Origin of the sequence: Macrococcus epidermidis (assembly GCF_003259695.1) — a bacterium.
Taxonomy (GTDB): Bacteria; Bacillota; Bacilli; order Staphylococcales; family Staphylococcaceae; genus Macrococcoides; species Macrococcoides epidermidis.
The window spans coordinates 1-26834 of the sequence record NZ_PZJH01000003.1; the positions used below are offsets into that span (position 1 = coordinate 1).

General features: G+C 30.7%; 26 protein-coding genes. 18 read left to right on the forward strand and 8 right to left on the reverse strand.

The features are described from left to right. The first annotated feature begins 349 nt into the window (after window positions 1-349). Both BHU61_RS13750 and BHU61_RS07755 read left to right on the forward strand, forming a co-directional pair. On the forward strand, window positions 350-640 hold the full coding sequence (locus BHU61_RS13750) for a MarR family winged helix-turn-helix transcriptional regulator (RefSeq protein ID WP_111715915.1): 291 nt from the start codon (window positions 350-352) through the stop codon (window positions 638-640). 255 nt (window positions 641-895) lie between these two features. Then, window positions 896-1267 carry a MarR family winged helix-turn-helix transcriptional regulator gene (locus tag BHU61_RS07755; RefSeq protein ID WP_170122504.1) on the forward strand — a complete coding sequence of 124 codons (372 nt, stop codon included), beginning with the start codon at window positions 896-898 and terminating at the stop codon, window positions 1265-1267. Between the two features lie 594 nt (window positions 1268-1861). Here the strand turns inward: BHU61_RS07755 and hisC are convergent. Next, window positions 1862-2842, reverse strand: a complete 981-nt coding sequence (hisC, locus tag BHU61_RS07760) for a histidinol-phosphate transaminase (RefSeq protein WP_242444235.1) — start codon at window positions 2840-2842, stop codon at window positions 1862-1864. Between the two features lie 257 nt (window positions 2843-3099). Between hisC and BHU61_RS07765 the strand changes: the two genes are divergently transcribed. Together BHU61_RS07765 and msrA are read left to right on the forward strand one after the other, a co-directional pair. After that, window positions 3100-4026: a lactate/malate family dehydrogenase gene (locus BHU61_RS07765; RefSeq protein WP_338066928.1), complete on the forward strand. Its 927-nt coding sequence runs from the start codon at window positions 3100-3102 to the stop codon at window positions 4024-4026. Window positions 4027-4169: 143 nt separating this feature from the next. Beyond that, entirely contained in the window at window positions 4170-4685 is a 516-nt protein-coding gene (gene msrA, locus BHU61_RS07770; protein WP_111715918.1) for a peptide-methionine (S)-S-oxide reductase MsrA, read from the forward strand. Window positions 4686-4866: 181 nt separating this feature from the next. Here msrA and BHU61_RS07775 read toward each other — a convergent pair whose 3' ends face one another. Both BHU61_RS07775 and BHU61_RS07780 read right to left on the reverse strand, forming a co-directional pair. Next, entirely contained in the window at window positions 4867-6039 is a 1173-nt protein-coding gene (locus BHU61_RS07775; protein WP_111715920.1) for a DUF418 domain-containing protein, read from the reverse strand. Window positions 6040-6203: 164 nt separating this feature from the next. Further along, window positions 6204-7094, reverse strand: a complete 891-nt coding sequence (locus BHU61_RS07780; protein ID WP_111715922.1) for a carboxypeptidase-like regulatory domain-containing protein — start codon at window positions 7092-7094, stop codon at window positions 6204-6206. A gap of 243 nt (window positions 7095-7337) precedes the next feature. Here BHU61_RS07780 and guaC point away from each other — a divergent pair, with 243 nt between their 5' ends. Beyond that, complete coding sequence (guaC, locus tag BHU61_RS07785) at window positions 7338-8321, forward strand: GMP reductase (RefSeq protein ID WP_111716232.1); 984 nt, start codon at window positions 7338-7340, stop codon at window positions 8319-8321. A 308-nt stretch (window positions 8322-8629) separates the two neighbouring features. Here the strand turns inward: guaC and BHU61_RS07790 are convergent, their stop codons facing one another. The 3 genes from BHU61_RS07790 to BHU61_RS07800 form a co-directional block, all read right to left on the reverse strand. Then, window positions 8630-9160 (reverse strand): hypothetical protein, encoded by a 531-nt coding sequence (locus BHU61_RS07790; RefSeq protein ID WP_111715924.1) that lies wholly within the window; start codon window positions 9158-9160, stop codon window positions 8630-8632. Window positions 9161-9171: 11 nt separating this feature from the next. Beyond that, window positions 9172-10344: a trypsin-like serine peptidase gene (locus tag BHU61_RS07795; RefSeq protein ID WP_111715925.1), complete on the reverse strand. Its 1173-nt coding sequence runs from the start codon at window positions 10342-10344 to the stop codon at window positions 9172-9174. A gap of 289 nt (window positions 10345-10633) precedes the next feature. Next, the gene (locus BHU61_RS07800) at window positions 10634-11245 is read right to left on the reverse strand and encodes a hypothetical protein (RefSeq protein WP_111715927.1); all 612 of its coding nucleotides are present in this window, start codon (window positions 11243-11245) and stop codon (window positions 10634-10636) included. Between the two features lie 390 nt (window positions 11246-11635). On the opposite strand from BHU61_RS07800, the gene BHU61_RS13420 reads away from it, so the two are divergent. From BHU61_RS13420 to BHU61_RS07820, 5 genes are all read left to right on the forward strand, one after another. Further along, window positions 11636-11803 carry a hypothetical protein gene (locus tag BHU61_RS13420; protein ID WP_170122505.1) on the forward strand — a complete coding sequence of 56 codons (168 nt, stop codon included), beginning with the start codon at window positions 11636-11638 and terminating at the stop codon, window positions 11801-11803. Between the two features lie 129 nt (window positions 11804-11932). After that, on the forward strand, window positions 11933-13927 hold the full coding sequence (locus BHU61_RS07805) for an ATP-dependent DNA helicase (RefSeq protein ID WP_111715928.1): 1995 nt from the start codon (window positions 11933-11935) through the stop codon (window positions 13925-13927). 100 nt (window positions 13928-14027) lie between these two features. After that, window positions 14028-14699: a type 1 glutamine amidotransferase gene (locus BHU61_RS07810; protein WP_111715930.1), complete on the forward strand. Its 672-nt coding sequence runs from the start codon at window positions 14028-14030 to the stop codon at window positions 14697-14699. Further along, window positions 14689-15624: an alpha/beta hydrolase gene (locus BHU61_RS07815; RefSeq protein WP_111715932.1), complete on the forward strand. Its 936-nt coding sequence runs from the start codon at window positions 14689-14691 to the stop codon at window positions 15622-15624. The genes BHU61_RS07810 and BHU61_RS07815 overlap by 11 nt, the downstream gene beginning before the upstream one ends. 177 nt (window positions 15625-15801) lie before the next feature. Then, on the forward strand, window positions 15802-16251 hold the full coding sequence (locus BHU61_RS07820) for a MepB family protein (RefSeq protein ID WP_111715933.1): 450 nt from the start codon (window positions 15802-15804) through the stop codon (window positions 16249-16251). Window positions 16252-16295: 44 nt separating this feature from the next. Here the strand turns inward: BHU61_RS07820 and thrS are convergent, their stop codons facing one another. Further along, window positions 16296-18212, reverse strand: a complete 1917-nt coding sequence (gene thrS / locus BHU61_RS07825; protein WP_111715935.1) for a threonine--tRNA ligase — start codon at window positions 18210-18212, stop codon at window positions 16296-16298. 605 nt (window positions 18213-18817) lie between these two features. Here thrS and BHU61_RS07830 point away from each other — a divergent pair. After that, window positions 18818-19582, forward strand: coding sequence for an APH(3') family aminoglycoside O-phosphotransferase (locus tag BHU61_RS07830; RefSeq protein WP_111715937.1), 765 nt, complete (start codon window positions 18818-18820; stop codon window positions 19580-19582). A gap of 119 nt (window positions 19583-19701) precedes the next feature. Here BHU61_RS07830 and BHU61_RS07835 read toward each other — a convergent pair whose 3' ends face one another. Beyond that, window positions 19702-20118, reverse strand: coding sequence for a VOC family protein (locus tag BHU61_RS07835; RefSeq protein ID WP_111715939.1), 417 nt, complete (start codon window positions 20116-20118; stop codon window positions 19702-19704). A gap of 229 nt (window positions 20119-20347) precedes the next feature. Here BHU61_RS07835 and BHU61_RS07840 point away from each other — a divergent pair, with 229 nt between their 5' ends. From BHU61_RS07840 to BHU61_RS07870, 7 genes are all read left to right on the forward strand, one after another. Then, a complete protein-coding gene (locus BHU61_RS07840; RefSeq protein ID WP_111715940.1) occupies window positions 20348-20758 on the forward strand; it encodes a YjdF family protein in 411 nt (136 codons plus the stop codon). Window positions 20759-20999: 241 nt separating this feature from the next. Beyond that, entirely contained in the window at window positions 21000-21329 is a 330-nt protein-coding gene (locus BHU61_RS07845) for a helix-turn-helix domain-containing protein (protein WP_111715942.1), read from the forward strand. 34 nt (window positions 21330-21363) lie between these two features. Then, window positions 21364-22209 carry a CPBP family intramembrane glutamic endopeptidase gene (locus BHU61_RS07850; protein ID WP_111715944.1) on the forward strand — a complete coding sequence of 282 codons (846 nt, stop codon included), beginning with the start codon at window positions 21364-21366 and terminating at the stop codon, window positions 22207-22209. 714 nt (window positions 22210-22923) lie between these two features. Next, window positions 22924-23397: a glycosyl-4,4'-diaponeurosporenoate acyltransferase CrtO family protein gene (locus BHU61_RS07855; RefSeq protein ID WP_111715945.1), complete on the forward strand. Its 474-nt coding sequence runs from the start codon at window positions 22924-22926 to the stop codon at window positions 23395-23397. A 26-nt stretch (window positions 23398-23423) separates the two neighbouring features. Then, window positions 23424-24461, forward strand: a complete 1038-nt coding sequence (fni, locus tag BHU61_RS07860) for a type 2 isopentenyl-diphosphate Delta-isomerase (protein ID WP_111715947.1) — start codon at window positions 23424-23426, stop codon at window positions 24459-24461. After that, window positions 24458-25954: a phytoene desaturase family protein gene (locus tag BHU61_RS07865; protein ID WP_111715949.1), complete on the forward strand. Its 1497-nt coding sequence runs from the start codon at window positions 24458-24460 to the stop codon at window positions 25952-25954. The genes fni and BHU61_RS07865 overlap by 4 nt, the downstream gene beginning before the upstream one ends. A gap of 9 nt (window positions 25955-25963) precedes the next feature. Continuing rightward, complete coding sequence (locus tag BHU61_RS07870; RefSeq protein ID WP_111715950.1) at window positions 25964-26830, forward strand: phytoene/squalene synthase family protein; 867 nt, start codon at window positions 25964-25966, stop codon at window positions 26828-26830. Window positions 26831-26834 lie beyond the last annotated feature (4 nt).

Sequence of the window (26834 nt, forward strand, 5' to 3'; positions counted from 1 at the left end):
AACTCTTTTCATAATAAAAACACTCCTATCAAATTCATTTTAATATGAATTCAACAAGAGTGCTTTTTTATTTTGTCTCACTAAATGGGGTCAGTTCGATGCGAAGAGGCTTTAGTAAAATCATAATTTTTATAATGTTAAGATGACAAAAATTAATATTCGTACTTATCCAACTTTAAGTATAACTATTATCTCTATGTTTTAAGACTTAAAAAAGATTATATCTAGGCGGTGGCATGAAAATGCAGAACTTTAAGTTTTTAAAAGAAACTAGTATTTTAAACAATAAGGTTGAAGAAAAAGTAGAATGTATTATTAAAAAATATAGTATAACTTTAAAGGATTTAATTTGTTAGAAGTTTTGTTTAAATATGATGATATGAATGTATCAGAAATAGATGAGTATATTTTCTGGAACAAGTCTTCAGCTTCTGTCAATCTTAGAAGTCTCGAAAAAAAGGGATTGATTACTAAAATGAGACAAGAAAAAGACGAGAGAGTAGTCAAAGTAAAACTTTCCAATGAAGGGCTCGAATTATTTGGAAGACTCAAAGTTGAAATCGAAAATGATAAAGAAATTAGCAACCTAGTGAGTAAATATACGCACCTTAAGTTCTTAAATTTTTCAAATCTATATTAATATTGATAACATGACAATACTTTAATTTATATTAAGAATGCAAAATCTAATTTACACTATTTTTCTTATTATTGTATTTAGATTCATTATTTATTATATAGAGTTAATAAGTATAGTTTATTTAATGATATTAATAAATCATCAACATTAAATTATACATTAGATTTTGACTAGAGAATTTTAAAATAATTGCTTATAAAGTGATAGTTAATGCCTAAGGAAAGGCAAAGATTTCATTGTGGGAGATTGGAAATATTGGATAAATTAAGGTCTTTTTTAGAGGTTCAAATTAAATTAAATAAAATCGAGGATGAATTTGAGCTCATCTGTAAAAAATATGGTATTACATTAAGAGAGTTATTTATATTACAAATTTTGTATGAGAATAAGAAGCTTAATATTACTGAATTAAAGCAGTATAAATTTGGTGAAAATACAGGCATGTCGCAACATATCAAAAAACTTCAAGTTAGAGATTTGGTTGATAGAAAAAGATCTAAAAATGATGATAGGGTTGTGGAAGTTAATATAAAAGATAAAGGTATTAAAGTTATAAAAGAAGTAAAAGAAGAAATTGAAGAGAATAAAAGTCTCGATGTAGTTTTAGAACCCTTCATTGAAATTTGAAAGATTTTCTAGTTATTGCCAAGTTTCCTCGTCACTTTTTAGTTATAAATAAGGGACTGAATCCTATGATAATTTAAGTTAGAATTTTTTTGAAAATAATGGTTAAGATATTATCTATAGCATTATGCAGTATTATTTTTCCAATAAATTTTTTGCCTGGATTTCATAGGAAAATGGAAGGACTATCTTTAGTGTCTTATATCAAAAAACTATATTTCTTTATCATTCTCTTTTAACTCTTCTTTAGAACTTTTTTAATTACTTTATCTTTAGTTTACTAACTCAAAGCGTTCTGACGCACCTTTTGAAAATTTTAAAAGAGAACGCAATTCATTCAAATTAAGATATAGAGTATTGCGTTCTCTTTGTTGTTTTTAAATAAAACGATTTGTTTTGTAGTTGATTATATCTGTAGCTACTATATATGATTTTTTATTTAAGAATAATGAAAGAGAGCAAAAAAATATAATTTTTAACTATAACAGCTAGCTCAGAAGAATGTTTCATATTTTAGTTTTCATATTTCGAAATACTCAGTTAGAGCCTGATCAATTTTTTTGTTATCTTCTTCGGTACCGATGGTTACACGGACCCCTATAGGAGGGGTCTGGAGATAACACCATATCTAATAAAAGTGTTAAAAAGGCTTTGGGGGTTATCAGTTTTAATAAAAATAAAGTTTGTCTCACTAGGTAATAGATGATGACTATAAGGTTTGGAAAATAGGCGTTCCCTCTCTCTTTTATTATCTTGTACATATTTATTCAGGTAGTCTTGGTCAGCCAGTGCTGTTTCGGCTGCTAATAGTGAGAGAGTAGTGACATTGAATGGCAACTTTACTTTATTGAATTCATCTATATATTCCTTTGATGTCATCGCATATCCTACACGCATAGAGGCAAGTCCATACGCCTTAGAGAATGTTCTGAGTACGATAAGATTGGTGTATTTTTTTAATAATGATACACCGTCAGGGTAGTCATCTGCTAAAGCGAACTCGAAATAAGCTTCATCTAATATTACGGTGATATGCTCAGGAACTTGGTCAAGGAAAGTTATTAACTGCTGTTCCGATACATATGTTCCTGTAGGATTGTTAGGATTACAAATCCAGATAATATTAGTCTTATCATTGATAGCAGCAACAATGCCTTCTAAATTAAACCGACCATCTATTAACGGAATAGCTTTTAGTTGGTTATCTTCGATTAGTGCATGTGTTGTATACTGGATGAACGTTCCTTCGCTCGTCAGTACTTCCCCACCTGGGACAAGCATTGCACGAGAGATAGCCATGATAACTTCGTCAAGACCTGCCCCAATAAAAATCTGTTCTTGAGTTATATTATAAAATTGAGCCAATTTTTCTTTTAAAGATAGTGCTTCTGGATCTGGGTAATAGTTAAGTGCAGTGATATTCTGTAACAATACTTCTTTAACTTTCGGTGTAGGACCTATAGGATTTTCATTTGATGCGAGACGGCTGAATTTACCCTTATAGCCCGTTTTGCGTTTCAGAGCCTCATCGGATAAACCGGCTGCATAAGCCTGTATATTTTTAAGTTGCGGTTTCATCATATTCCACCTTTCTTTGGAGTTCTTAATAATCTAAATATAATGATATAGAACATTTGTATATTCTTCAAACTAAATAAATTTTCTATAAATAGAATTTTAAAAATATTTATGATAGGATATAAACTATTATTCAAGATTAGAATCTTTATGGGATAATATCTTAATCTATTAATAAAGCGAATATATTATAGATCAATAGCATGAACAAAGATTTTAAGCTAGATCACATAATAAATAAAAAAGAGGTAATGATAATGAAATTAGGAATTATAGGTACTGGAAGAGTAGGGAGCCAAATACTAACTGATATACAATATTTAAATTTATTCACAGATATTATTTTGATTGATACTAACCAAAACGTTGCTGAGGGAGAAGCGTTAGATCATCGACATGCTCAAGGATTGAGCACAACGAATCATATTAATGTAAAGAGTGGCAGTTATGATGATTTAAAGGATGCAAGTGTAATTGTTGTTACGGCAAGTGCTCCAATGAATCCTAATATGCCTGATCGTACGGCATTAACTAAAAATAATATCTCCGTTGTTGAATGTATTATGACTCAGATTTCTAAAGTGACAAAAGAGGCAATTATTATCCTGGTAACAAATCCGGTTGATGCCATGACTTATCTGGCAAGTCAAACTGAAGGTTATCCTCGTCACAAAATTATAGGAACAGGAACATTATTAGAAACGGCACGTTTCAAGACTTTAATTGCTGATCATTATAATATTGATCCTAAAAGTGTAGAAGCATTTGTAATTGGTGAGCATGGGCAACATGCTGTACCTGTCTGGAGTAAAGTATCTATTGCAGGGATGACTCTAGATGAATTTGAAGGTATTTCAGGCAAAGAAAGAATAGATAAAGATTTTATTGGTGAACAGATTGACCAAGTATCATTTAATGTATTAAGGAATAAAGGATGGACGAACGCAGCTATTTCAAAATCAACGGTGGAAATCATTAGAAGTATTGTGCTCAACGAAAAAAGTATTTTTCCTTTGACTTCACTTAATCAAAAAGAGCAAGTTGCTATTAGTTTACCTACATTAATTAACGATGAGGGCATCGTTCAAGTATATGATATCCATTTATCAGATGATGAACAGAAGAGATTTAATAATGCTAAAAACTTTATAAAAAAAACAGTTCATATAAAATATGAATTGTAATCAATTTAATTTTTAATAGGTTGACTCACAAAAAATTTTCGATAAACTTATAAAAAGGTGATTTAGCAAGATAAAGTGTTAAAATTGGAATTATGAATATAGCAATTGTTATATTTAAAAAAATAATATGAGGAGAAACAATCATGACAATAGCAACGTTTGCCGGTGGGTGTTTTTGGTGTATGGTGAAACCATTTGATAGATTTGATGGTGTTAAAAAAGTCATTTCTGGATATAGTGGAGGACACAAAGAACATCCAACTTACGAAGAAGTATGCTCGAATACAACAGGTCATAGAGAGGCTGTTCAAATAACTTATGATGAATCGGTGATCTCTTATAGAGAAATTGTTGAAATCTTCTTTAAAACCTTTGATCCAACAGATGCAATGGGTCAGTTTGGTGATCGTGGAGAAAGTTACAAGCCTGCCATTTTCTATCATTCGAACGAACAGAAAGAAATAGCCTTAACAGTTATAGAAGAATTAGATGAGAAAAAAATATTTAATGCGCCAATAATTACACCAGTGATTCCTTATAAAAATTTTTTCCCTGCTGAGGAATATCATCAAGATTTCTACAAAAAAAATCCTCAACGATACCAAGAAAATCATCAAGTTTCAGGTCGTTCAGATTTTTTAGATAAACATTGGAATTAAAATACACTCCTGCCCAATGAATTTTTAATGATTGGATAGGAGTGCTTTTTTATATGAGGAAGTATAGCTAGTAATTCTAACTGAGTATAATCATAGTCCTACTATCGGTTTTTTTTGAATTAAATCCGCTTAGTAGTTATTAAATTTTGCGGCATCTAATATATCAGATTTTTGTCCTATACTAGACTGCTTTTTTTGGATGCAAAGACCAATACGATACCATACGGACAAGATACTCTAGTGGGCCATATTTGAAGTGTTGCATATATCTATGACTAGCCACCATTTGTAAAATATAAAATATTAACGCGATTAGAAGTGATAATGTAAAGCTATTATCTCCGAAACGGTGTAATCCAAATCCATAATATATCCATGCATGAAAAATGGATTGTGAAATATAATTTGTAAGCGATAACTTGCCTACAGACTCAAAGTAATTAAAAATTTTTGCATCTTGATATCTATAGTATACAAACATAAATAAAGCGATATAACTTAAACTAACAGCGTAAGTAGAAAGAGTCCCCAAATCAGTTGTCCAGCTATTTTGTGGATAAAATAACATGATACTTTTAAATAATAGAAATATTGGCATAAGTATAATCATAATTTTTATGAATTTTGTATTATTCGCACTAAAGAAATTATTTTTAGCAAAAATCATTCCCATAATAAAGAAGATAGGAACATAAAAGATAGATATAAATGCTGATATTGTGGATAACTCTGTTTCCTCTGAAGTAAATGGGTAATCTTCTGTCTGGAAGAATTTTCTTCTCTCATAAGTATTTCCGTATTTATAAACTTTCATTTCTTTAGAAAGAAACTGCTCTTGCTTCAAACTAAGCTGATTGTGTGTTGTCAATTGTGTGTTTTCGGATTTATCATTATATGAGAAAAGCCCCATGCAAAGAATAATTAGTATACACAATCCAATCATGGCATACATTACTTTAATATGTCTTTTCACTAGCCAAAAGAAACATAATAACATACATCCGTATAATGATAATATATCACCGTTGAACAAAAAGATTGCATGCAGTATCCCGATAACAAATAACATAATACCGCGTCTTATTAATACTAGATTTACTGATTTGTTTTGTCTCATTAAACTTTCGCTCATTTTAACGACACCGAAGCCGAATAGTAGTAAAAATATTGGCATTGCACTGTCGTGTATGAGTACATAATCTGTATATAAAAGTATTTTATCGATTGTATTTAATCCATAAAAGTCTGGATATTTTGCTCCAGTTATTCCAAACTGAAATATTAAAAGGTTGGCAAATAATATACCAAGTAAACTAAACCCCCTTAAACTATCAACTATTGTTAATCTTCTCATTATTTTCTCCTTTTATCATAATATTCATCATAATTATTTATTCATAAGGAATATTCATCTTAAATTATTTTCATATAAAAAACACCGTACAAAATGTCAAAATCAAAAAATAACATTTTACACGGTATTTTATAATACGTATTTATATAATATAGTATATTTTACTACTTACGGATTTCGCGAGATAGTAAGTATACTATTTCATTTTCACCAGAAGCAGCAAACTTATTATTTATTTTTTTGTTATTTACATACACATCATAGTATGTTCCTACTGTTATTTTATTGATGAATGATGCAGTTCCATCATTTTTTGTAAATGATTGTCTAACTTTATTTTTACCACGGTAAAGTTCAACTTTTTGTTTCTTTAAAGGTTGTCCGTTCTCGTCTATTACTTTTACGACAGCAGGTTTTGTAGGGATATTATATTTTCCTGTACCTTTTCCTTTAACGAAGAATGTTCTTTCAAATACTGATCCTTCGATGCCACGGATTGTATAACCTTGGTTTTTACCATCGATAAACACAGCAAAGTTATGTTCGTCTGGTAAATTTTTGAATGTAACAATTCCTGAATTTCCAACAGTTTTCGTAGCATAATCTATTCTTTTGTTAGTAATATCTACTAACTTAACTTTCTTACCTTTTACGAATTGATATTTTTCGTTTAGGATATATGCTTTAAAAGTAACACCTTTTGTTTTTTTAGCAGCTAGTTCACTACTTTCAACATAAACACGTGAATCAGTCCCTTTTTGAACTTTATTATTAGGGATATTGATGCCTTCTACTTTCGCATCTAAATATACTTTGTCGGGTAAATTTGTGAAAATTGCATTGCCGTTCGCATCTGACATACTTTCCGCAACTTTTTTACCATTGTTAAATAATTCAACTTTAACAGAGGAAACACTTTCACCATTTTCATTTGTAACTGTAACAGTTGTTTGTGACATTGTTTCTTCTGCTTGCGCTTGACTAGTTAATAGGGGAGCAACAGCAGAGAATAATAAAGCAGAGCTTATTGTTAATTTGCTAATAGATTTTTTCATTATGGGGCCTCCTAAATAGTAATTATTACGATTTAAGTATATATCAGTAATATTAAAAAGCAACTCTTTATTTTTGTATTTTTTATGTCTTAATTAAAAAAATTTAGACGTCATTGTAATGGATGTATTTAATAATGATATTCTTTACATTTATTAATAAAAGTAGTATTGTGACTGATGGACAAATAATTTAAGATTAGCTTGGATTATTGTTAATTAATCAACAGATAAGAGGGTTTTATGATGCAAGATGTTTTTGATTATGAAGATATTCAATTAGTTCCTAATAAATGTATTGTGAAAAGTCGATCTGAATGCGATACATCAATTCAATTTGGACCATTAAAATTTAGAATTCCAGTAGTACCAGCAAATATGCAGACAGTAATGAATGAAGAGCTTGCAGAAAAATTTGCTAGAAATCATTATTTTTATATTATGCATCGATTTGATGAAGCAGCACGTATTCCATTTATTAAAAAAATGCAATCTCAAGGACTATATGCGTCTATTTCAGTAGGTGTGAAACCAAATGAATATAAATTTATAGAAACATTGGTAAAAGAGAATCTGACACCGGAATACATTACAATTGATATTGCGCATGGCCATTCGGATCAAGTTATTGATATGATTCAGTATATTAAAGGGAATATTCCTAACACATTCTTAATAGCGGGAAATGTGGGTACACCTGAAGCAGTTCGGGAATTAGAAAATGCAGGGGCCGATGCTACAAAAGTAGGCATAGGGCCAGGACGAGTTTGTATTACTAAAATCAAAACTGGATTTGGCACTGGCGGATGGCAATTAGCAGCGCTCCGACTATGTGCCAAAGCAGCACGTAAACCTCTAATTGCAGATGGTGGTATTCGTACTCATGGAGATATCGCTAAGTCAATTCGTTTTGGAGCTTCAATGGTGATGATCGGTTCATTACTTGCTGCCCATGAAGAGTCTCCAGGGGAAACCATTGAAAAAGATGGTAAATTATATAAGGAATATTTTGGTAGTGCTTCTGAGTTTCAAAAAGGTGAGCGTAAGAATGTGGAAGGGAAAAAAATATTTGTTGAACATAAAGGGTCACTTAAAGAGAAATTGATGGAAATGGAGCAGGATTTACAATCGTCAATTTCATATGCTGGTGGTAAAGATTTAAAAGCAATCAGTACAGTTGATTATGTGGTTGTTAGAAATTCCATTTTTAACGGTGACAAAGATTATTAAGATTTTATAAAAAGAATAAAGCGAATTCTATATTTCAATGTGAAGAGTAGAAAGGCAGGCACATCAAATGATGTGTCTTTTTTGGTAAATAAATTAACCACCTCCTTAACCGATACGCTGAAAGTTATCACAAATGATGCGGTTATTTTCTAGAAAATATCGCAGCCTTTAGAGATACGCACAAGCGTGTTATAAAATGAGAATTTTTTGCATGAAAGTTAAAAAGACCTAATATCTTATTCATAAAATAAGATATTAGGTCTTTTTTGATAAATTATTATTTGTAAATTTATATATTAATCAAATAATTACTCTAAATCATTTGTATAAGATAAATATAAAAATTCAGTAGCATAGTATTTACCTTTAATTTTCTCAAAAGTAATATTCACATACCCATTTCCTAAATATTTTTTACCATTTCTAGTTACTGTTTTGAAATCCTTATTATACAGTGGGTAAATCTTAGAATACTCATATTTTGTTGTTTTATTTTTAATAGTTATCATACTTAGGCGACTGTTATTGTATTGATAATTAAGGGTGACATTATTATTTTTACCATAAATATAAGAAGTTCTTTTATATTTTTCTGTCTTAGTTAATTTAGGAGTACCCCATTTTTTAATAACGTTCGATTTGCTCATGAGGAAATTAACACCATAATAACTATAAGTATGATTATTAATTGCAATAACTGTTTTTGAATTTGTAAGGTTCGGAAGTTTTAAATCTTTATTTGCCATATTTAACTGGTTTGCATTGGCCTCAGAAACTGTCCCCAATATCATAATAAGTAATAATGAAATGGAAACAAGAATAAATTTAATTTTTTTCATTCGATATACTCCTACTTATTTTCTACTTTTACAAATTTTTCGTTAATGTATCCATATAATATGTCATTTTTATCATACAATGAAAGATATTTATTACCATCCGGTAAGTTATAATAGTACTTTGCTTGAAATACTTTTCCTAACATTCCTGAAGTGGACGATTTTTGTAGAGAAAGTGCTAAGTTACTCCAAATTTTTTCGTTCTCTTTATTAATAGTAACTTGAACTTTAGAATCCCCATATATTCTTCCTGGATATGCATTCATCCAATATAGTAAATAGTCATAGGTTTCTTCTGTAAATTTGATTCCTTTATTGTACTTTTGGTTTAATACGCTTGAAGTCTGATCTGGACTAGTAGACGTAGTGTGTAATCCCACTAATAGTTTTGCACTATTCCAAATAGGAGAACCACTCTGTCCATGATATGTATCAAGATCGTGATAAAAAATGTGGTCAGTATAATCGATCATTTTTCCTTTAGTACTATACATTGTATTTTTATTCAAATCAGTTGGATAGCCAGCTGTTTCAAGTGTTTCACCTTTAAACAACATTGTTGATAAACCCATCCAACCTGTAACATTACCTAGTTTTGTATCTAATTTAATCATTCCTATATCACTATCATTATTTACCTTTGGACTAATCCACTTTTTTGGAATCAAAAATTTATTGCTTAAACCCATCCCTTTACTATAAGTAGTGTTTGATGTGAGGCCTACTACAACTTCACATTTTGTTGCAAATTTTTCTGATGATATGTCATACAAAAGGTGTGCAGCGGTAAGAACTGAATCACTGCTTATTATTACACCAGTGCCCTCTTGGATAGATTTATCGGTATAAGAACATACTACTTTTGTTATGTGATTGTAAGGGTCAACAGATAAATTTTTAACTATTTTTCTATCATCGATAGGCCCAATGACGGATCTTTCTAAATAGGCAGGAGAAGTAGTCTTCGAATTTAGTTGTTTATAAGTTAAACTATCTTTTGATAAAATACCTGGTTGAGCCAAGTCAATCGGTTTATGAGATTTTAGAGAAATTCTAGTTTCAGATTTCTTTATTTCATCATTGATAACAAAGTTACTCAAAGTACCAGTATTAGCATAACTTATATTTGTTTCTACTAACAAATATAAGGATGTAGCTAGTAAAAATGCAGATGTTTTTTTCATGAATCCTCCGAAAATTATTGATTATAATGGGTACTAAATGAATTAAATATAGAATCTGTTGCTAATATAACCAACAGATTCTATACATTTAAATTTTTAAAAATTATTGTGCTGTTTAGATACATTTTTTTTTAAAAACAACATGAAAAGAGAGTTACATATCGTTAATAAAAGAACTACCTTTATACCGGTTGAACCCAAATCAATAATTTTATATATCTGCAACACAATTATAAGCACAAATAATATATTGATTATCTTAGAAGCTTTAGAATATTTATTCATCGCATTAATCTTTCCAAATACCGAAACTATATTTGAAATAATTTGTGACATTCATATATATTTTGCTTTTTTGATGTGCACTATTGTAGTTACGTAAATCATGAGCTAATAAATCTGCATAGCCAGCAGAAGGTATTCCAACAACGGCAACACCTGGTACTAAAGACATAAGTAGAATTCTTCTAGATGCTGATTCCCATTTTCCAGCTTGATAATCTACAGCTGCATTAGTTCTAAAGATGTGTTTTACACCCCAATAATATTTTTTAATTTGATGGGAAGGGCGTTTAGAACTTTCTAATAAGCTTGCTTCATTTACTATTTCTTTTGTTGTTGGATCGATAAAATTGCCAGAAGCGGATAAACTATCATTTGTAGTTTTTAATGAATTGTTAATGCTTTTAACTATTTCAGCAGGAGTATCACTAGGCAGATTGGCAACATATTTTCCTTGAGAAACTGTAATGTATTTATCATACTTTTGTAAATCTACTGTTGTATTTTCGGGGGTTGTTGAATCAGCATGTGCAATTTTGTGATCTTGTAAAATGATGTTAGATAGAGATGTGGAGATAATAACTGATGCAATTGATACAGATAAAAGCTTTTTATTCATTATGAGTGCTCCTCAGCAAAGAAAATTATATTACTCTCGAAGTATAAATCTAATTTTTTCCAAAGTAAACAGTAATTTAAAAAAATGTTTAAATTAATAATTTGACTCTATGTGAATTGTAATTATTAATAGTATTAGTTATATTATCAAAAAAGAATAAAATGACATCATTCTTTATAATTTGTCTTTGCCCAATTACAAAGAGATAAAAATTGTGATGATTAATTTTTGAAAATTTAATTCAAAATCGAAAGTTCAAAAATTTAATTACATTAGTATTGTAATTAAATATATAAGTAATATCCTTGAAGTTAATTCTAATAAACAAATAATGGATATAGAGATACGCTCAGAGTCTTTTATGAAATAAAAATTGATGAGTATTTAAAAATGATGCATAACGTATCTGACATAAAAGACGATATTGTAAAATTGATATATGATTTAGGCAAAGAATATTTCGTTGAAGCAGAAGTAGCTTATACTACTTCTGCAATGTATTGGAATTACTGTAACTCAGGTATGGATAGAAGAATGTATGATTACATCAAAAGTTAACTAATGACGTATAGATAAATACTTTAATGAATTATGCAGCATATTAGAGATTATAACAATTAAAAGTATGTGCCTATTATTAAAACAATATCATAAAAATGATATAATGAGAACAAATGTTCTTATGAGGTGGTAATTATAGAATTACAAGATATTTATAATAAAATAATAGAATTATTTGAAGATATGAAATTACTGGGATATGAATATAGAGATGGGCAAGAGACATTGATATACCATATTTTAGACGCTTTTGATAAAAATCAAAATCTAATCGTCGAAGCATCAGTAGGTATCGGAAAGTCACTAGCATACCTTTTGCCGGGCATTTTAATTTCTAAAATGACTAAAAAACCCCTTATAGTTTCTAGTTCTACCATTCAACTAACAGAGCAGTTAGAAGAAGATGTACTACTTGCGAAAAAACTTTTAGATTGCGAAGTTGAGTTTGTTATTGGTAAAGGTACAAAAAATTATGCATGTGAATATAAAGTTTCCAATAATACAGATATATCTTTTGAGAAGAAAACATTACTTCTGGAAGAGATAAAAAAGGGCGCAACTAAGCAAAAACCACTAAAAATCCCTTTGTCTGACTGGAAAACTGTTGAAATCGGTGAATGTAAGTTTGATAAATGTAATTATCGCCATGATTGTATATTTTATAACATGAGGCAAAGTATAAATAAGAATAATATAGAAAGGCTAAATAGTAGCTATATTCCAAAGGTAATTATTGTGAATCATGATTTACTTTTAGCACATTATAAGAAAACTGAAAATTCTATCAATGGTTTAATTTATAATGATCCTTGTATGATAGTTATAGATGAAGTTCATAATTTAGAAGAAAAGCAAAGAACAGCAGTAACAGATAATATTAGATTTGATAAAGTCGAAGATGATTTACGTGAACTTTTAAATGTTACAAAAAAGTATTTAGATAATAATAACAAAATAACTAATAAACAACAAATTGACGAGTTAGGATCTTGTATTAAAGTAGAGAAAACAAAAATATTGTCTAGTATAGAAGAGGGAGTAACAGAAGCACGCACAAAAATTAATGACACATTATATTCATTAGAAATACATAGTGTAATAAAAGAATTGATTGATGTATATGATATTTTTTCTACCAATACTTTTAATAATAGATTTAGAACAATAACTGAAACCAAATTAAACCGAATTAGATTATTTGAAAAATACTTATTAATCGAGAAGAAAAAAAGAAAGGGATTTATTGTATGGGCAGAAGTGAATAAAAACAAAGTGGATTTGTCGTTTTGCCCTGACAATCAGTCAGAATATTTACAGGAAAGTTTATTTTCGAGAAGTGTAAAGTGTCCGGTAATTTGTGTTTCTGCCACTATCAGAGTACCGGAAGCAGAAAGTGGAGGTTATGACTACATAATAAAAAGTATAGGATTTGATATAAATAAAAAAATAGGTGACTATGAGCATGCATTAGAAAATGATTTTAACTATAACCATAGTCGTTTATATATTCCTCCTCACCTTCCAGATTATAATATAAAAAACGAATCATATTATCACAATATTGCAAATCATATTGCTACGGTAACTTGCAATAACAAAGGCGGAACGCTTGCATTATTTACATCAAAAAAAGATATTCAAATTATTTATGATTTGCTAATAAAAAATCATGATTTGCCCCAAAAAATATTTATAGATACTGGTCAGATGAGCCAAAGAGATATTATCGAACAATTTAAAAAAGAAAAAGGTCTAATTTTAGGGACAGGTGTTTTTTGGGAGGGAATTGATTTGAAAAAAGAGTACCTCACTTCCTTAATTATTGTTCAATTACCATTCCCAGTACCAGATCCTATTATTGAAAACAAAATACAGAGAATCGGCGATAGAGATAAAGTTGTATTACCTGAAATGTTAATTAAACTTAAACAAGGTGTAGGTAGGTTAATAAGAAGTCAATCAGATGTAGGTCTACTTACAATATTGGACAATAGAATGAACAAAGAGAGTTATAGATTTCGCCAAGCTATTATTAATTCTTTATCTATAAAAAATGAAATAACATCAAATGAAATCGAAGACTTTCAAAAAAATATTAATCAAAAATATTTTAGTGTATAGATTATAAGAGTCATTCAACTATTTCATGGGTTGAACGCGTATGACGATTTTAAGTACAAATAAATATATGATTAATAATAGAACAGAGAGGAACAATTGAATGAATATATACATACTACAACACGTACCTTTTGAGAATCCAGGTATTCTCGAAGCATTGAATGCAAAAGTTATTAACTTATATGAAAACAATCATATTTTACCTGATGAAAAGGATATCGACATGCTTATTGTGCTGGGTGGTCCGATGAGTGTACACGATGATATCCCGTGGCTTAATCATGAGAAGGAACTAATAAAAGATTTGATAAAAAATAATAAGCCTTTACTTGGAATATGTCTTGGTGCTCAGTTAATCGCAGAAGTTCTTGGTGGAGAAGTATACCCAAACTCTAAAGGAAAAGAAGTAGGATTTGGTGTTATTAAAAAACAAACTAATGATTACTCATTCCTGCCACAACAGTTAGATGTATTGCACTGGCATGGAGATACCTTCACATTACCTGATAAAGCAAAAAGACTATACAGTTCAACCCATTGTGAGAATCAAGCCTTCATCTATAATGAAAATGTGATTGGATTACAATTCCATATGGAAACGACAAAAGAGACGTTAAGTGATTTGGTGGAAGCGGATCGTGAATATATAACTGGTAATGTTTTAAACAATACAGAGGAAGATATTATGACATATGATATCCCTGCTGAAAATCAGAAAGTATTACTGAGTATGGTGAATTACATAAGTGGAGGTCGTCTAAGTGGAAAGTAGAGTACATAAAGAACTATTAGAAACATTTAAGAAACTGACACCGATGGATTTGTCGGAAGAAAAGCTTCCTTCAATACGAACAGCTAACAAACTGTTAATTCAACCTTATATTGATGAAGCGATTACGCAGAACGAATACTTTGCTGAGCATGATGAGGAGAATATACAAGTTAGGCTCAAAGTCTATGCTCCTGTGAACCAAACAGATACATTACCGGTCGTGTTATTTATCCATGGTGGTGGTTATATGTTTGGTTCGGTAGAGGGTAATGATGCTAAGTGTGCACGATATGTAAAAGACGTGAACTGTGTTGTAGTTTCGGTGGATTATCGATTAGCACCAGAGAATCCATATCCTGCAGCAATTGAAGATTGTTATCTAGCACTTCAATGGATTGTTGAAAATAAAGACCAACTTAATGTTGATGTTGATAGACTTGCAGTGGTTGGAGGAAGTACAGGTGGTGGACTAACGGCAGCCTTGTCATTATTAGCAAGAGATCGTAAAGGTCCAAAAATTAAGTTTCAGATACCGTTATTCCCAATGATTGATGATAGCTGTACAACATATTCAAGTAATGAGTTTAATGATAAAAGAGTGTGGAGCAAGGAACTGAATCAGTTTGCCTGGTCTATGTATCTGAAAGGCGTGGAAGGTGAGACACCTAAGTATGCTGCACCAATGCGTGAAACAGACTTTAGCAATTTACCACCTACATATACAACAGTTGGCTCACTTGATCCGTTTAGAGATGAGACGATGAACTATGTAAGAGTATTAACAGAAGCAGGCGTACCTGTTGAGTTTCATTTATATCCAGGTGGATACCATGAGTTTGAAGCGATGGTTCCTGATTCTGAGATAAGTAAAAGAGCTATATCAGATTCTATTAGAGCGCTAAATGAGGCTTTAAATACAAATTAATATGTAAGGGGTATTTGAAATGTCGGAATATCTTTGGTTTGTTGTTTTCATACCATTATTTATTGCTTTGATAGTCGCATTTAATAATAAAGATAATAATCAATAGATGATTAGCTTTTCTTAAGAACCATTTTAGGTATAAGTATTATCCACTTAGTGATCTTTGGAGGTTTTATTTTGGAATCCAATAATATATGGAATAAAATTTTTGAGGGTAGAGAAGTTGTTATAAAACAAGACAAATGGAACGAAGAGTATGAAGGTTTAAATATTTCAAGTGGAAATTTTAATTTTAAAAGTAGATTAGCAAAGAAAACTCCTAAGAAACCGGGATATTTCGTTGCTATATGGAAGAAAGATTCCCTTAATAAAAATATACCTTTTAATGACGATGATATTGGCGATTACCTTGTAATTAATATTCTCGATGACTATAATGAAAGTCAGTTTGTTTTCCCTGTTTCGATCCTAATCGAAAAAGGTATTGTCAAAGCAGATAATTCAAAAGGGAAAATGGCTTTTAGAGTCTATCCGCCAGGGGTCAAAGATTTGAATAAAACTGCAATGGCTAGTCAGAAATGGCAGATTGAACATTTTTATAAGATGGGTGAATATAAGTTTGAATAATAAGCATAAATTAAGTCCAAAGCTAATAAAGCTTTGACTTAATTTTATACTAATAATTCTTTGCTATTAATTTCCTTTTTCAATTCCTTAATAAATGTTGTGATATCTTTTGATACATTCTCTGACTGACCGTATTTTCTAACAGATAATGAATTATTATTTTGTTCCTCATCACCCACTACAATAGTGTAAGGGATTTTATTCATTTGACTTTCTCTAATTTTCTTACCTAGCTTTTCGTCTCTGTTATCAATATTTACTCTGATGTTTTCCTGTGCAAGTACTTTTTGAATTTGTTTTACATATTCAATATTATTTTCAGATACTCCAATAAGATTCACTTGAGTTGGTGCCATCCATAATGGAAATGCCCCTTTAAAGTGTTCAATCAATATTCCAAAGAAACGATCAAGTGATCCAAATATTGCACGATGAATAACTACGGGTGGTTCTTTTTCATTGTTTTCATTTACATATGTTAAATCGAATTTTTCAGGCATTTGGAAATCAAGCTGTACAGTAGCACATTGGTGACTTCTGTTAAGTGCATCTTTAATATGAATATCTATTTTAGGACCGTAGAAAGCACCATCACCTTCATTAATACTATAAGAGAGATTCAAGTGATCTAAAACATTGGATAATGATTTTTCAGCTTCTTCCCATAGATTTAAATCTCCAAGATATTTTTCCGGACGTGTTGATAGTTCTATTGAATATTCGAATCCAAAAATTTTATACAGGTAATCAATAAGCTCTAATACATTTTTAATTTCCTCTTGGATTTGAGATTTCATTACAAACATATGTGCATCGTCTTGACAGAACGTTCTTACACGAAGTAATCCATTTAGAGCTCCACTGAATTCGTGACGATGTACTTGTCCAAATTCAGCAATTCTTAGTGGTAAATCTTTATAAGATTTTAATTCATTTTTAAATATTAGCATATGACCAGGGCAATTCATTGGTTTTAATGCAAAATCATTTTCATCGACTTTTGTAAAATACATATTTTCATGGTAATGATTCCAATGTCCAGAAGCTTCCCAGAGTCTTTGATTCATCATCAAAGGTGTTTTAACTTCTTGGTATCCTCTTTCTAATTGTATTTCTCTTAAAAAATCTTCCATTTTATTTTTAATAAACTGACCATTTGGTAAATAGAAGGGCATTCCTGGTGCGTCTTCAGAAAACATGAATAGTTTTAGTTGCTTACCTAGCTTTCTATGGTTTCTTTCATCTGCTTCTTTCAAGAAGTCAAAATAATTATCTAGTTCTTCTTTGGATGCAAAAGCTACACCATATATTCGTTGAAGCATCTTATTATTACTATCACCTTTCCAGTAAGCACCTGCAACTTTTGTTAATTTAAAGTGATTTACATATTTAGTACTTGGTACGTGTGGACCTGTACATAAGTCTGTAAATTCACCTTGTTGATATATTGAAAGTTGCTCTTCTTTATGGCTTTCTATGATATTCACTTTATAAGAATTATCTTTAAATACAATCTTAGCTTCTTCATAAGATACCTCAGAACGAATGAATGTAAGATTTTCTTTCTGAATTTTTTTCATTTCTTTTTCGATTTTACTTAAGTCACTCTCACTGATAGATTGATCTAAGTCTATATCATAATAAAAACCATTTTCAATAACTGGTCCAATTGATAGTAGTGCATTTGGATAAATTCGTTTAATCGCTTGAGCTAAAATATGTGCTGTGGAGTGTCTCATCACTTCAATACCTTCGGCAGTATTTATATTATAGAAACTAAGTTCTGAATCTTGATGGATGGGATAGGTCAAATCAACTAAGGTTCCATTGACGCGGCAAACAATGGCTTCCTTGAATAAAGAATTACTAATCGATTTTGCAACTTCACTTGCAAGAATTCCTTTGGGATATTCTTTTTTACTTCCATCTGGAAATTTGATACTAATTTGTTGATTTGACATTTAAATCTCTCCCTAAATTTTATTTTTATAATAAAAAGACCCGTCCCTCAAAAAAGGGACGAGTCTTCTATTACCCGCGGTTCCACCCAAAATTCCATCATTAATGATGACACTCTAGCATGTTTAACGCACATGAACGTGACATGTTTCCATATCATTTATTGTTAAGGTAGTAATTTTATTATCTAATTTAGGAATCTCTCAGCAATTATTCCCTCTCTGTTAATCGACCAAATAAAATCGTGTCCTTGTATGTAATATTAAATTAAACATATGATATAATTGATTGAATATTTTGTCAACATTTTTTGAATTGGAAATCCTAAAAGTAATTTCTGATGGAAATTTTAGATTATACACAGTGCTTTGAATATTCATAGATTCGATGTAGAACTTTATTATTTCTTTACACACGGTATCTTGATGGAATCCTTCAGTCTAAAATCGATGGTATAAAAAATAGATTTTCTCCATTTAACTCGTACTCTTATTTCCATACGATTTTTTTATTGGAAACATGACAGTTAGAATGAACATTCATAAAACGGTAGTAGACAGAATTTATGAGTATAAAGGATATGTAAAAATTCTTAGGGGGTTTTAGCATGAAAATAGGTAGTATTGCCATACCAAATAAAATTGCAGAATATATAAAAAATCAGAGTTATAAAATTGATAATATTGGTCGTTCCCATTCCTCTGTTATTATCTTTGAAGACTATGTTTTGAAGATAGAACCCATATCATTAGAGTCTAAAAACGAAATAAAACTAATGAAATGGTTGAAAGGACGTTTACCTGTTCCAGTGATAATTGCTCACTGTGAAAATAATGATACTAGTTACTTACTTATGTCACGATTAAATGGAGAGATGCTATACGAAGTTAATAATTCACTTGAACTATATGCGAAAGCAATAAATGAATTAAAAGAAATTGATTTCAGAAATTGTCCTGTAGATAATCGACTACAACATTATATAAAGAAAGCTGAATATAATGTTGAAAATGGCTTTGTTGATATTGAAGATGCTAATCCAGATACGTATGGACCTGAAGCATTTAAGGATCCTCAAGAGTTATTAACTTGGTTGAAAGATAATCAACCAGATGAAGAAATAAGCTACACGCACGGTGATTTATGTATGCCGAATATTTTAGTCAATAATGGCAAGGTTTCTGGTTATATTGATTTGGGACGAGGTGGTCTAGGTGATCCTTATCGAGATATAGCACTTTGTTATAGAAGTTATCTTTATAACACAGATATTAATGAAGAAGAATTGAAGAATGAGTTAGAACGACTTTTAGGTTTCAAGTTAGATATGCAAAAGATTAGATACTATATTTTAATTGATGAGCTCTTTTAATTGAGGAATAGTTTATAGTACTTTAAATGTAAACAGTGTTTAATTTGAAATTAATTCTGAATTTGCTAGAAGTAAAGAGCAAAAGTAGCGCTTAATTAATTAAGTCGCTACGTTTACTTTTAATATTTTTTTAAGACACTATTCATTAATTTCTCGAAATCCTCATTTTTAATATTCGATTCCGTTAACGTTATTTGATAACCATCAAGATCTTCAATTGTCATTTCCATCGCATTCCACGGCATCTGTTCTAACGATTGTAATACATACTTCTCAGAAATAGAATGTGCAATGGTTTTTATATCATCAACAAGAATATTGATGAAACAACCATTACCACTTTTAAAGTCATCAGACTGAATCAGCATGATATCCTGATATTTTTTCAATCGTAAGTGATACATAATCACTTCATTTTCTTCATTGCGAAATTTGAAAACACTTTGAAATCCTAAGTTGTGACGATACCACTTCTCAGCTTTTTCAATATCTCTCACCAATATTTTATTAAACAACGGCATCTGATAGAATTCCATGTCATCACCTCCTTACTTTAATCGTAAGGTATGACGTGACGTTAGAGTAAAGTATATAAGAAGCTAAAATTAAAAATAATTTTGAAATATAAGTAATTCAATGATATTTTAGTAGTGAATGTAAAAACACAATATTGGTTGGTAGTCCAATAGCACTTGATAAAGTGTAAGTAACCTTCCCTCCTCGGGTCGTCCCTCATTCGTAATAAATTTAGAGGAGGTGCCATTTATGGAAATGAACATTTTTCATAATGGTCAATTTTATATTGGTGTTATTAAGTTTGAGAAAGATGGGAAGATTTGTTATGTAGAGCGAGTATTTGGAATGGATCCTGATAAAGAGACATTAGATCAATTTATTCATCAGGAATTGCTATATTTAATTGATAATGTGAAAACAGAAGGATACAAAGACAAGAAGGTTTCAAATCGAATAAATCCTAAAAGGTTGCAAAGAAAAGTATCAAAGGAAAGAAAAATGTATCAACTTTCAACAAAGACTCAGGATTTTTTGAAGAAAGAATATGAAACGAATAAGAAAATTAGAAAGAAATTATCAAAAGAAAGAAAAGAAGCTTTTGAAGAGCGAAAGAGAATGTTGAAAAGAAAGAAGGCAAAACAGAAACACAAAGGAAAATAATTAATAACTCTCATCGTAAAGTAGTCCTGTAAAATTTAGTTCTAGGGCTACTTTATTTATTGAGAATCAACAACACATGTTTAAATGAAATTGATGAATATTTGGTAAATAAACGATTTGAAACAGCGTATGCAATGAAAGGTGTCATAAGTGCAATAATATCGTGCGGTATTGCTACCGTTTGGTAACGGAATGTCACTAAAAATAATCTTAAAATGATATCAGGAGATGATTTACATTTATGATTAATAAACAGATAAAAGTTCTGCGAAATAACCATAATTACACACAGGAAGATTTAGCTGAAAAATTGAATGTATCAAGACAGACAATTTCAAAGTGGGAACTAGGAACTTCAGAACCAGATTTAAACATGATTATTCGTTTATCAGAGTTATTTTCTGTTAGTACAGACTACCTTATTTTGGGAAGTGACTATGTAGCATCAGAAAATGAAGTAAATTCCAATCAGAATATGGATTTTTGGATGTTTGTCTCTGAAAAGTGGTGGCTAGTTATTATTATCTTATTAATAATCTGTGGAACAATAGGACAAGTTTATTCAAATTGATGTAAATCTCTCTAACATTTTGGGAGGTTATATTATGAGTTTAAAAAAATTTTTTAAGGTGATTTTGGCCGTTCTTGCTTGTTTTATATTTTCTGTATTAATACAAAATATCACGATGTTGTGGCATATAAAGAGCATTTGGAGTATCGAGTATATTTTTCATGCTTTAACTTATATACTCTTGTCTTACATATTAATTAAATGGTTTATTGAAAAGATTCTTAAAAGTAATTTAGAAGTGTATAGAATCTTACCTATAAGACTTTATAGACTTTGTTTTATTAGTGGAATGGTCTTAATACTCACAGTTGATTTGGTATATATTTTTTTAATTCCCGGGAAATTGGTAATGACGCATTATTCAAGCCCTGTTGAATACATGGAAATGTTCTTTAGTGCGTTTTTAATTACTGGGGTTGCAGCACCAATACTAGAGGAAATGATATTCAGGGGAATATTAATGGGATACTTTGAAAAACAGTATGGATTTTTGGCAAGTATAATTGTACCATCAATTTTATTTTCTTTAGTTCATTTATTTAACGGTAAGTTACATGGAGCAAGTCTCCTTTTGTTATTAATAGGAGGAACTCTCGCTGGAATAATGTATGCTATTACTGCATGGACCTTTAATAGCGTTTGGGCTTCAATTACTTTACATATGTTTTGGAATATTAATGGATTGTTCAATATCACTAATCAGGATGATCATTGGGGAATGTATCAATATATTTTAGATACAAATAATATTCTTATTACAGGAGGAGAATACGGCATTGATACTTCATTAATATCTATAATAGGTTATCTTGCAATTATTTTTGTAATGGTTAATAAAAAAATAAAAAGATCAATAAGAAATCATCTCGAAACATTTTAAATAATTTCTATTGATAAATTTATTATAGATTTCGCACTCTTAAAAGATACACTGAAAGTTATCACAAATGATGCGGTTTTTTCCTAGGAAATACCGCAGTCTTCAAAGATACGCTCGAGCTTATCATAAATAACATATTTATAAAATTGCCTTTATATAATAAAAGGAATAAGGGAAGATCTATCTTACTGCGTCTAACTACGCGGATAGAGGCGAAAGACATGTCATTTTTGGCATGTCTTTTTTAATTTTATAGAGAAATTTTAATACTAGTTATAACCAAACTGTCCACTTTGAAAAGCTTCTTTCCTTTACAACTCTCTCTATAGAACTAACTTATCATCTGCCTTACCATTGGTTTATCTGTGATGAGATATAATGCTTTTGATTTTCAAGAGCAGCAAACCAGTCATATTTACTTCATAATTGATACCTTCTAATACGTCTAGATCTTTTGTCACTTTCTTCATAGCCGTAAGTAGACATGCGTTGTATAAGAGTTTGAGTAATCATTCGGCTGTCTGTTCACCAGTTTAGTAATATAATCATATTAAATAATATTTACAAGGTATAGATTGAGAAATATATGAGTATTACATACTCGTTTAACGAGAATATTTAATGGTATAATAAGGATAATAGTTAGCAATTTATAGATTAATGCTAATTATGGGCACAGCTATATTTAAGCTGTTTTACAGTAAAGGAGGATTTATGAGGCCTATTAAACTAATAGTTATAAATAGTATAGCATGGTTCACAGCACATATAATCATAGCCTCGTTATCAGCGAATATTTCAGACAGATATTTTCAACATAATAAATTATTTAAAACTTTCAAGGTTGAACGCTCAGGTGACATTTGGAACGAGTTGTTCAAGGTTAAAAAATGGAAATCATTTTTACCTGATGGTTCTATTCTTATAAAGCACGGCTATAACAAATCAGAATTACCTGACTTCAGCTCTTCGACTATTAATAAATTCATCATTGAAATGCGACGTGCTGAGTTTACACATTGGATCTCAATGTTACCTGCACCGTTATTTTTCTTATTTAATCCACGTTATGCAGCATGGATTAACGTATTCTATGCATTAATTAGCAATTTTCCATTTATAATTACACAACGTTATAATAGGCCAAAACTCGAAAAAATTTATCACTATAAGCAAAATAGAAAATAAAGATTAAATAGTAAGAGGGAGATTATGTGGATAAAAGAATTTCGAGGAAAGATGAACATATTCAGTTGGCTCTAGGACATCCAGATATAGAGGTATCAGATTTTGATTCTATCCATCTTATTCATCAATCTTTACCAGAATGTGATGTTAAAGATGTTAAGTTAAACACGAGAATTAATAGTATCAATTTGAATACTCCAATCTATATAAATGCAATGACAGGTGGAAGTAAATGGTCTCAAGAAATAAATGAGAAACTTGCTATTGTTGCGCGTGAAACTGATAGCGCAATGGCAGTAGGATCTACGCATGCAGCGTTAAAAAGCAATCAATTAAAAGAAACTTATTCAGTTGTCCGTAATATATACAAAGGTCCTCTATTTAGTAATGTTGGGGCTGATGTTCCTGTAGAATTCGCTAAAAGGGCAGTAGATTTCTTGCAGGCTGATGCACTTCAAATTCATGTGAATGCTCCTCAAGAACTGATTATGCCTGAAGGTAATAGAATATTTAGTAATTGGCTAAGTCATATTGAATCCATTGTGAATGAGATAGATGTTCCGATTATTGTTAAAGAAGTGGGCTTCGGTATGAGTCGTGAGACTATGCTCAAGCTTAAAAGTGTGGGAGTAACGACGATAGATGTAAGCGGAAGTGGTGGAACTAACTTTATTCACATAGAGAATGAAAGAAGAACCTTGAAAGACTTCTCTTATATGAAAGGGTGGGGCCAAACTACTGCTATATCCTTGTTAGAAAGTAAAGGAACTGGATTAGAAGTTTTAGCCAGTGGTGGCATTAGAAATCCACTTGATGCTTTGAAATGTATGGTTCTTGGTGCGCAAGCAGTAGGTATTTCCCGCCCAATATTACTTAAAGTTGAAAATGAAGGTATAGAAGATGCAATTAAATATATTAATGATTTTAATGAGCATTTAATAATACTTCTCACCATGTCAGGTAAAACTTGTATACAGGATTTGACTTCAATTAACTATATTCTCAAAGGTGATGTATGGAGTTGGTATCAACAAAGAAATGAGAACATGGGGTGGAATACATGAAAAAAGTAATAGTTATAGGAGCTGGTGTAGCAGGACTTGCTAGTGCAATTCGTTTGCAGCATGAAGGTTATGATGTAGAAATTTATGAAAAAGAGTCTTTGCCTGGTGGGAAAATGCATCAGATTGAAAAGGATGGTTTTTTCTTTGATGTAGGACCGACAATTGTAATGATGCCTGAATTGTATCGGGAAGTTTTTGAACTGGCTGGTAGAAATCCAGATGATTATATACCGATGCAAAAACTGAACCCAATGTTCTCAGGATATTTTAATAATGGAAGAGAGAAAATCGATATTTCCAATGATTTAGTAGAACTTATGCAACTTTTTGAGATGTCTAGTGAAAAAGATGCAGAGGGATTCTTAAGATATATCAGCGATTTATACAGCCGCTTTAATATTGCAAAAAATTATTTTCTTCAAAGGCCATTTAGAAATAAAAAAGATTTTTATAACCTTAATATGATAAATCAGGGATTAAAGTTGAGAACACTAGGTAATGCAGAGAGCACGATGAATAAGTATATAAAAAATAAAAAGCTTAGAGATATGATTAGCTTTCAAACATTGTACATCGGAATCTCACCTTCTAAAAGCCCATCTTTATATACAATTATCCCGATGATAGAGTTTCTGTATGGAATCTGGTTTATTAAAGGTGGAATGCATACAATGGCAAAAGCCATGGAGCGCTTATTCATAGAGCTAGGGGGTAAAATTCACTATAAAACAGAAGTCCAGGAAATAAAAATAGAAGATGGTATTGCCCAGGGAATTATGATAGATGATGAACTTATACCTTCAAACTATGTAATGTGTAACGCTGACTTTCCATATGCTATGAAATCACTTGTGACATCAAAAGAAGCTAAAGGAAAGTATACGGATGAGAAGATAGATGAATTAGATTACTCATGTTCATGCTTTGTTTTATATTTAGGTACAAACCGTAAATATGAAGAAATTGAGAATGTTCATAACTTTGTATTTGCTGAAGATTTGGATGACAATATAAAAAAAATATTTGATGGGCGCAAGATAGAAGATCCATCTCTCTATATGTATATTGCTTCAAAGATTGATCCATCACTTGCACCTCCTGATAAAGATGGGTTATATGTACTTATGCCTGTATCAGAGCTTTCTACTGCACAATATGAATGGAATGAGGAAACAAGGAAATTCTATAAAGATAAGATTCTCGATAAGTTAGAAAAACTACCTGGTATGAAAAATATCAGGAATGAGATTATCACTGAAATGATGATGACACCAGCTGAGTTTAAGAAAAATTTCAATGCTTATAATGGTGCAACATTTGGTTTGCAGCCTACACTTTTTCAGAGTAATCATCTACGTCCTCAAAGCAAAGCCACGCACTGTGAGAACCTATATTTTACTGGCAGCAGCACCCACCCAGGAGCAGGTGTACCTATCGTACTCCTGTCATCTAAAATTGCTGCAGGCGAGCTTATGCTGGATGACAAAGGTTAAGGTGAGACTATGAATGCAATCTATACAGACTACAAATATTGCAGAGAAATTATAAAACGTCACTCAAAATCATTTTATTATGCTTTTAAGCAGCTCCCGGAAGATGATGCAAATGCAGTATATGCAATATATACTTTTTGTCGTATGGCTGATGACATTGTAGACCGGACTGCTTCTGTTGATTATAGAAAAGCAGTTCTTGATACTTTTAACAGTAAACTTCTCCAGTTTGAAGAAGGAATCTTGATTGATGAACCCATGTGGCGCGCATTAAAAGATGTACATCAACGATATCCCCTTGATTTGACAGCTTTTAAGATGCAGATAACAGGTCAACAGATGGATTTAATGTATACACAACCTGAAACGATTAAAGATATTGAACGTTATAGTTTGTATGTTGCAGGTTCTGTCGGAAGAATGCTGCTGCCGATTCTTTCGACTAATGTTACTTTAGAAATGAAAGAAAATGCAGAAAAACTAGGCATTGCGATGCAGATTACCAACATCTTGAGAGATATCGGAGAAGATTTTAAACGATACCAACGTGTCTATATTCCAAAACAGATTATGAATAAGTTTAACTATACAAATCAACAACTAGCATCCTTTGAGATCAACAGTGATTTCATCAATATGTGGGAATATCTTGCTGAATATGCTGAAACCCTTTATGATGAATTCCTTCATTATATAAACCAATATCACATTCATGCACGACTACCTCTATTATTATCTATGCTCGTATACAAAGAGATACTAAATGAAGTCAGAAGGAATAACTATGATTGCCTTACTAAAAGAAATCATGTTTCAACATTAGACAAGTATCGTATACATCAAGAAGCAATAGTATATTTGAAAGGGGAGAAATAATCAT

What these genes read in the sequence shown, in the direction of transcription:
- hisC (WP_242444235.1), bottom strand. Translation starts at nt 2,842, where the DNA reads ATGAAACCGCAACTTAAAAATATACAGGCTTATGCAGCCGGTTTATCC.
- BHU61_RS07765 (WP_338066928.1), top strand. Translation starts at nt 3,100, where the DNA reads ATGAAATTAGGAATTATAGGTACTGGAAGAGTAGGGAGCCAAATACTA.
- msrA (WP_111715918.1), top strand. Translation starts at nt 4,170, where the DNA reads ATGACAATAGCAACGTTTGCCGGTGGGTGTTTTTGGTGTATGGTGAAA.
- BHU61_RS07775 (WP_111715920.1), bottom strand. Translation starts at nt 6,039, where the DNA reads ATGAGAAGATTAACAATAGTTGATAGTTTAAGGGGGTTTAGTTTACTT.
- BHU61_RS07780 (WP_111715922.1), bottom strand. Translation starts at nt 7,094, where the DNA reads ATGAAAAAATCTATTAGCAAATTAACAATAAGCTCTGCTTTATTATTC.
- guaC (WP_111716232.1), top strand. Translation starts at nt 7,338, where the DNA reads ATGCAAGATGTTTTTGATTATGAAGATATTCAATTAGTTCCTAATAAA.
- BHU61_RS07790 (WP_111715924.1), bottom strand. Translation starts at nt 9,160, where the DNA reads ATGAAAAAAATTAAATTTATTCTTGTTTCCATTTCATTATTACTTATT.
- BHU61_RS07795 (WP_111715925.1), bottom strand. Translation starts at nt 10,344, where the DNA reads ATGAAAAAAACATCTGCATTTTTACTAGCTACATCCTTATATTTGTTA.
- BHU61_RS07800 (WP_111715927.1), bottom strand. Translation starts at nt 11,245, where the DNA reads ATGAATAAAAAGCTTTTATCTGTATCAATTGCATCAGTTATTATCTCC.
- BHU61_RS13420 (WP_170122505.1), top strand. Translation starts at nt 11,636, where the DNA reads ATGATGCATAACGTATCTGACATAAAAGACGATATTGTAAAATTGATA.
- BHU61_RS07810 (WP_111715930.1), top strand. Translation starts at nt 14,028, where the DNA reads ATGAATATATACATACTACAACACGTACCTTTTGAGAATCCAGGTATT.
- thrS (WP_111715935.1), bottom strand. Translation starts at nt 18,212, where the DNA reads ATGTCAAATCAACAAATTAGTATCAAATTTCCAGATGGAAGTAAAAAA.
- BHU61_RS07830 (WP_111715937.1), top strand. Translation starts at nt 18,818, where the DNA reads ATGAAAATAGGTAGTATTGCCATACCAAATAAAATTGCAGAATATATA.
- BHU61_RS07835 (WP_111715939.1), bottom strand. Translation starts at nt 20,118, where the DNA reads ATGGAATTCTATCAGATGCCGTTGTTTAATAAAATATTGGTGAGAGAT.
- BHU61_RS07840 (WP_111715940.1), top strand. Translation starts at nt 20,348, where the DNA reads ATGGAAATGAACATTTTTCATAATGGTCAATTTTATATTGGTGTTATT.
- BHU61_RS07845 (WP_111715942.1), top strand. Translation starts at nt 21,000, where the DNA reads ATGATTAATAAACAGATAAAAGTTCTGCGAAATAACCATAATTACACA.
- BHU61_RS07850 (WP_111715944.1), top strand. Translation starts at nt 21,364, where the DNA reads ATGAGTTTAAAAAAATTTTTTAAGGTGATTTTGGCCGTTCTTGCTTGT.
- BHU61_RS07855 (WP_111715945.1), top strand. Translation starts at nt 22,924, where the DNA reads ATGAGGCCTATTAAACTAATAGTTATAAATAGTATAGCATGGTTCACA.
- BHU61_RS07865 (WP_111715949.1), top strand. Translation starts at nt 24,458, where the DNA reads ATGAAAAAAGTAATAGTTATAGGAGCTGGTGTAGCAGGACTTGCTAGT.
- BHU61_RS07870 (WP_111715950.1), top strand. Translation starts at nt 25,964, where the DNA reads ATGAATGCAATCTATACAGACTACAAATATTGCAGAGAAATTATAAAA.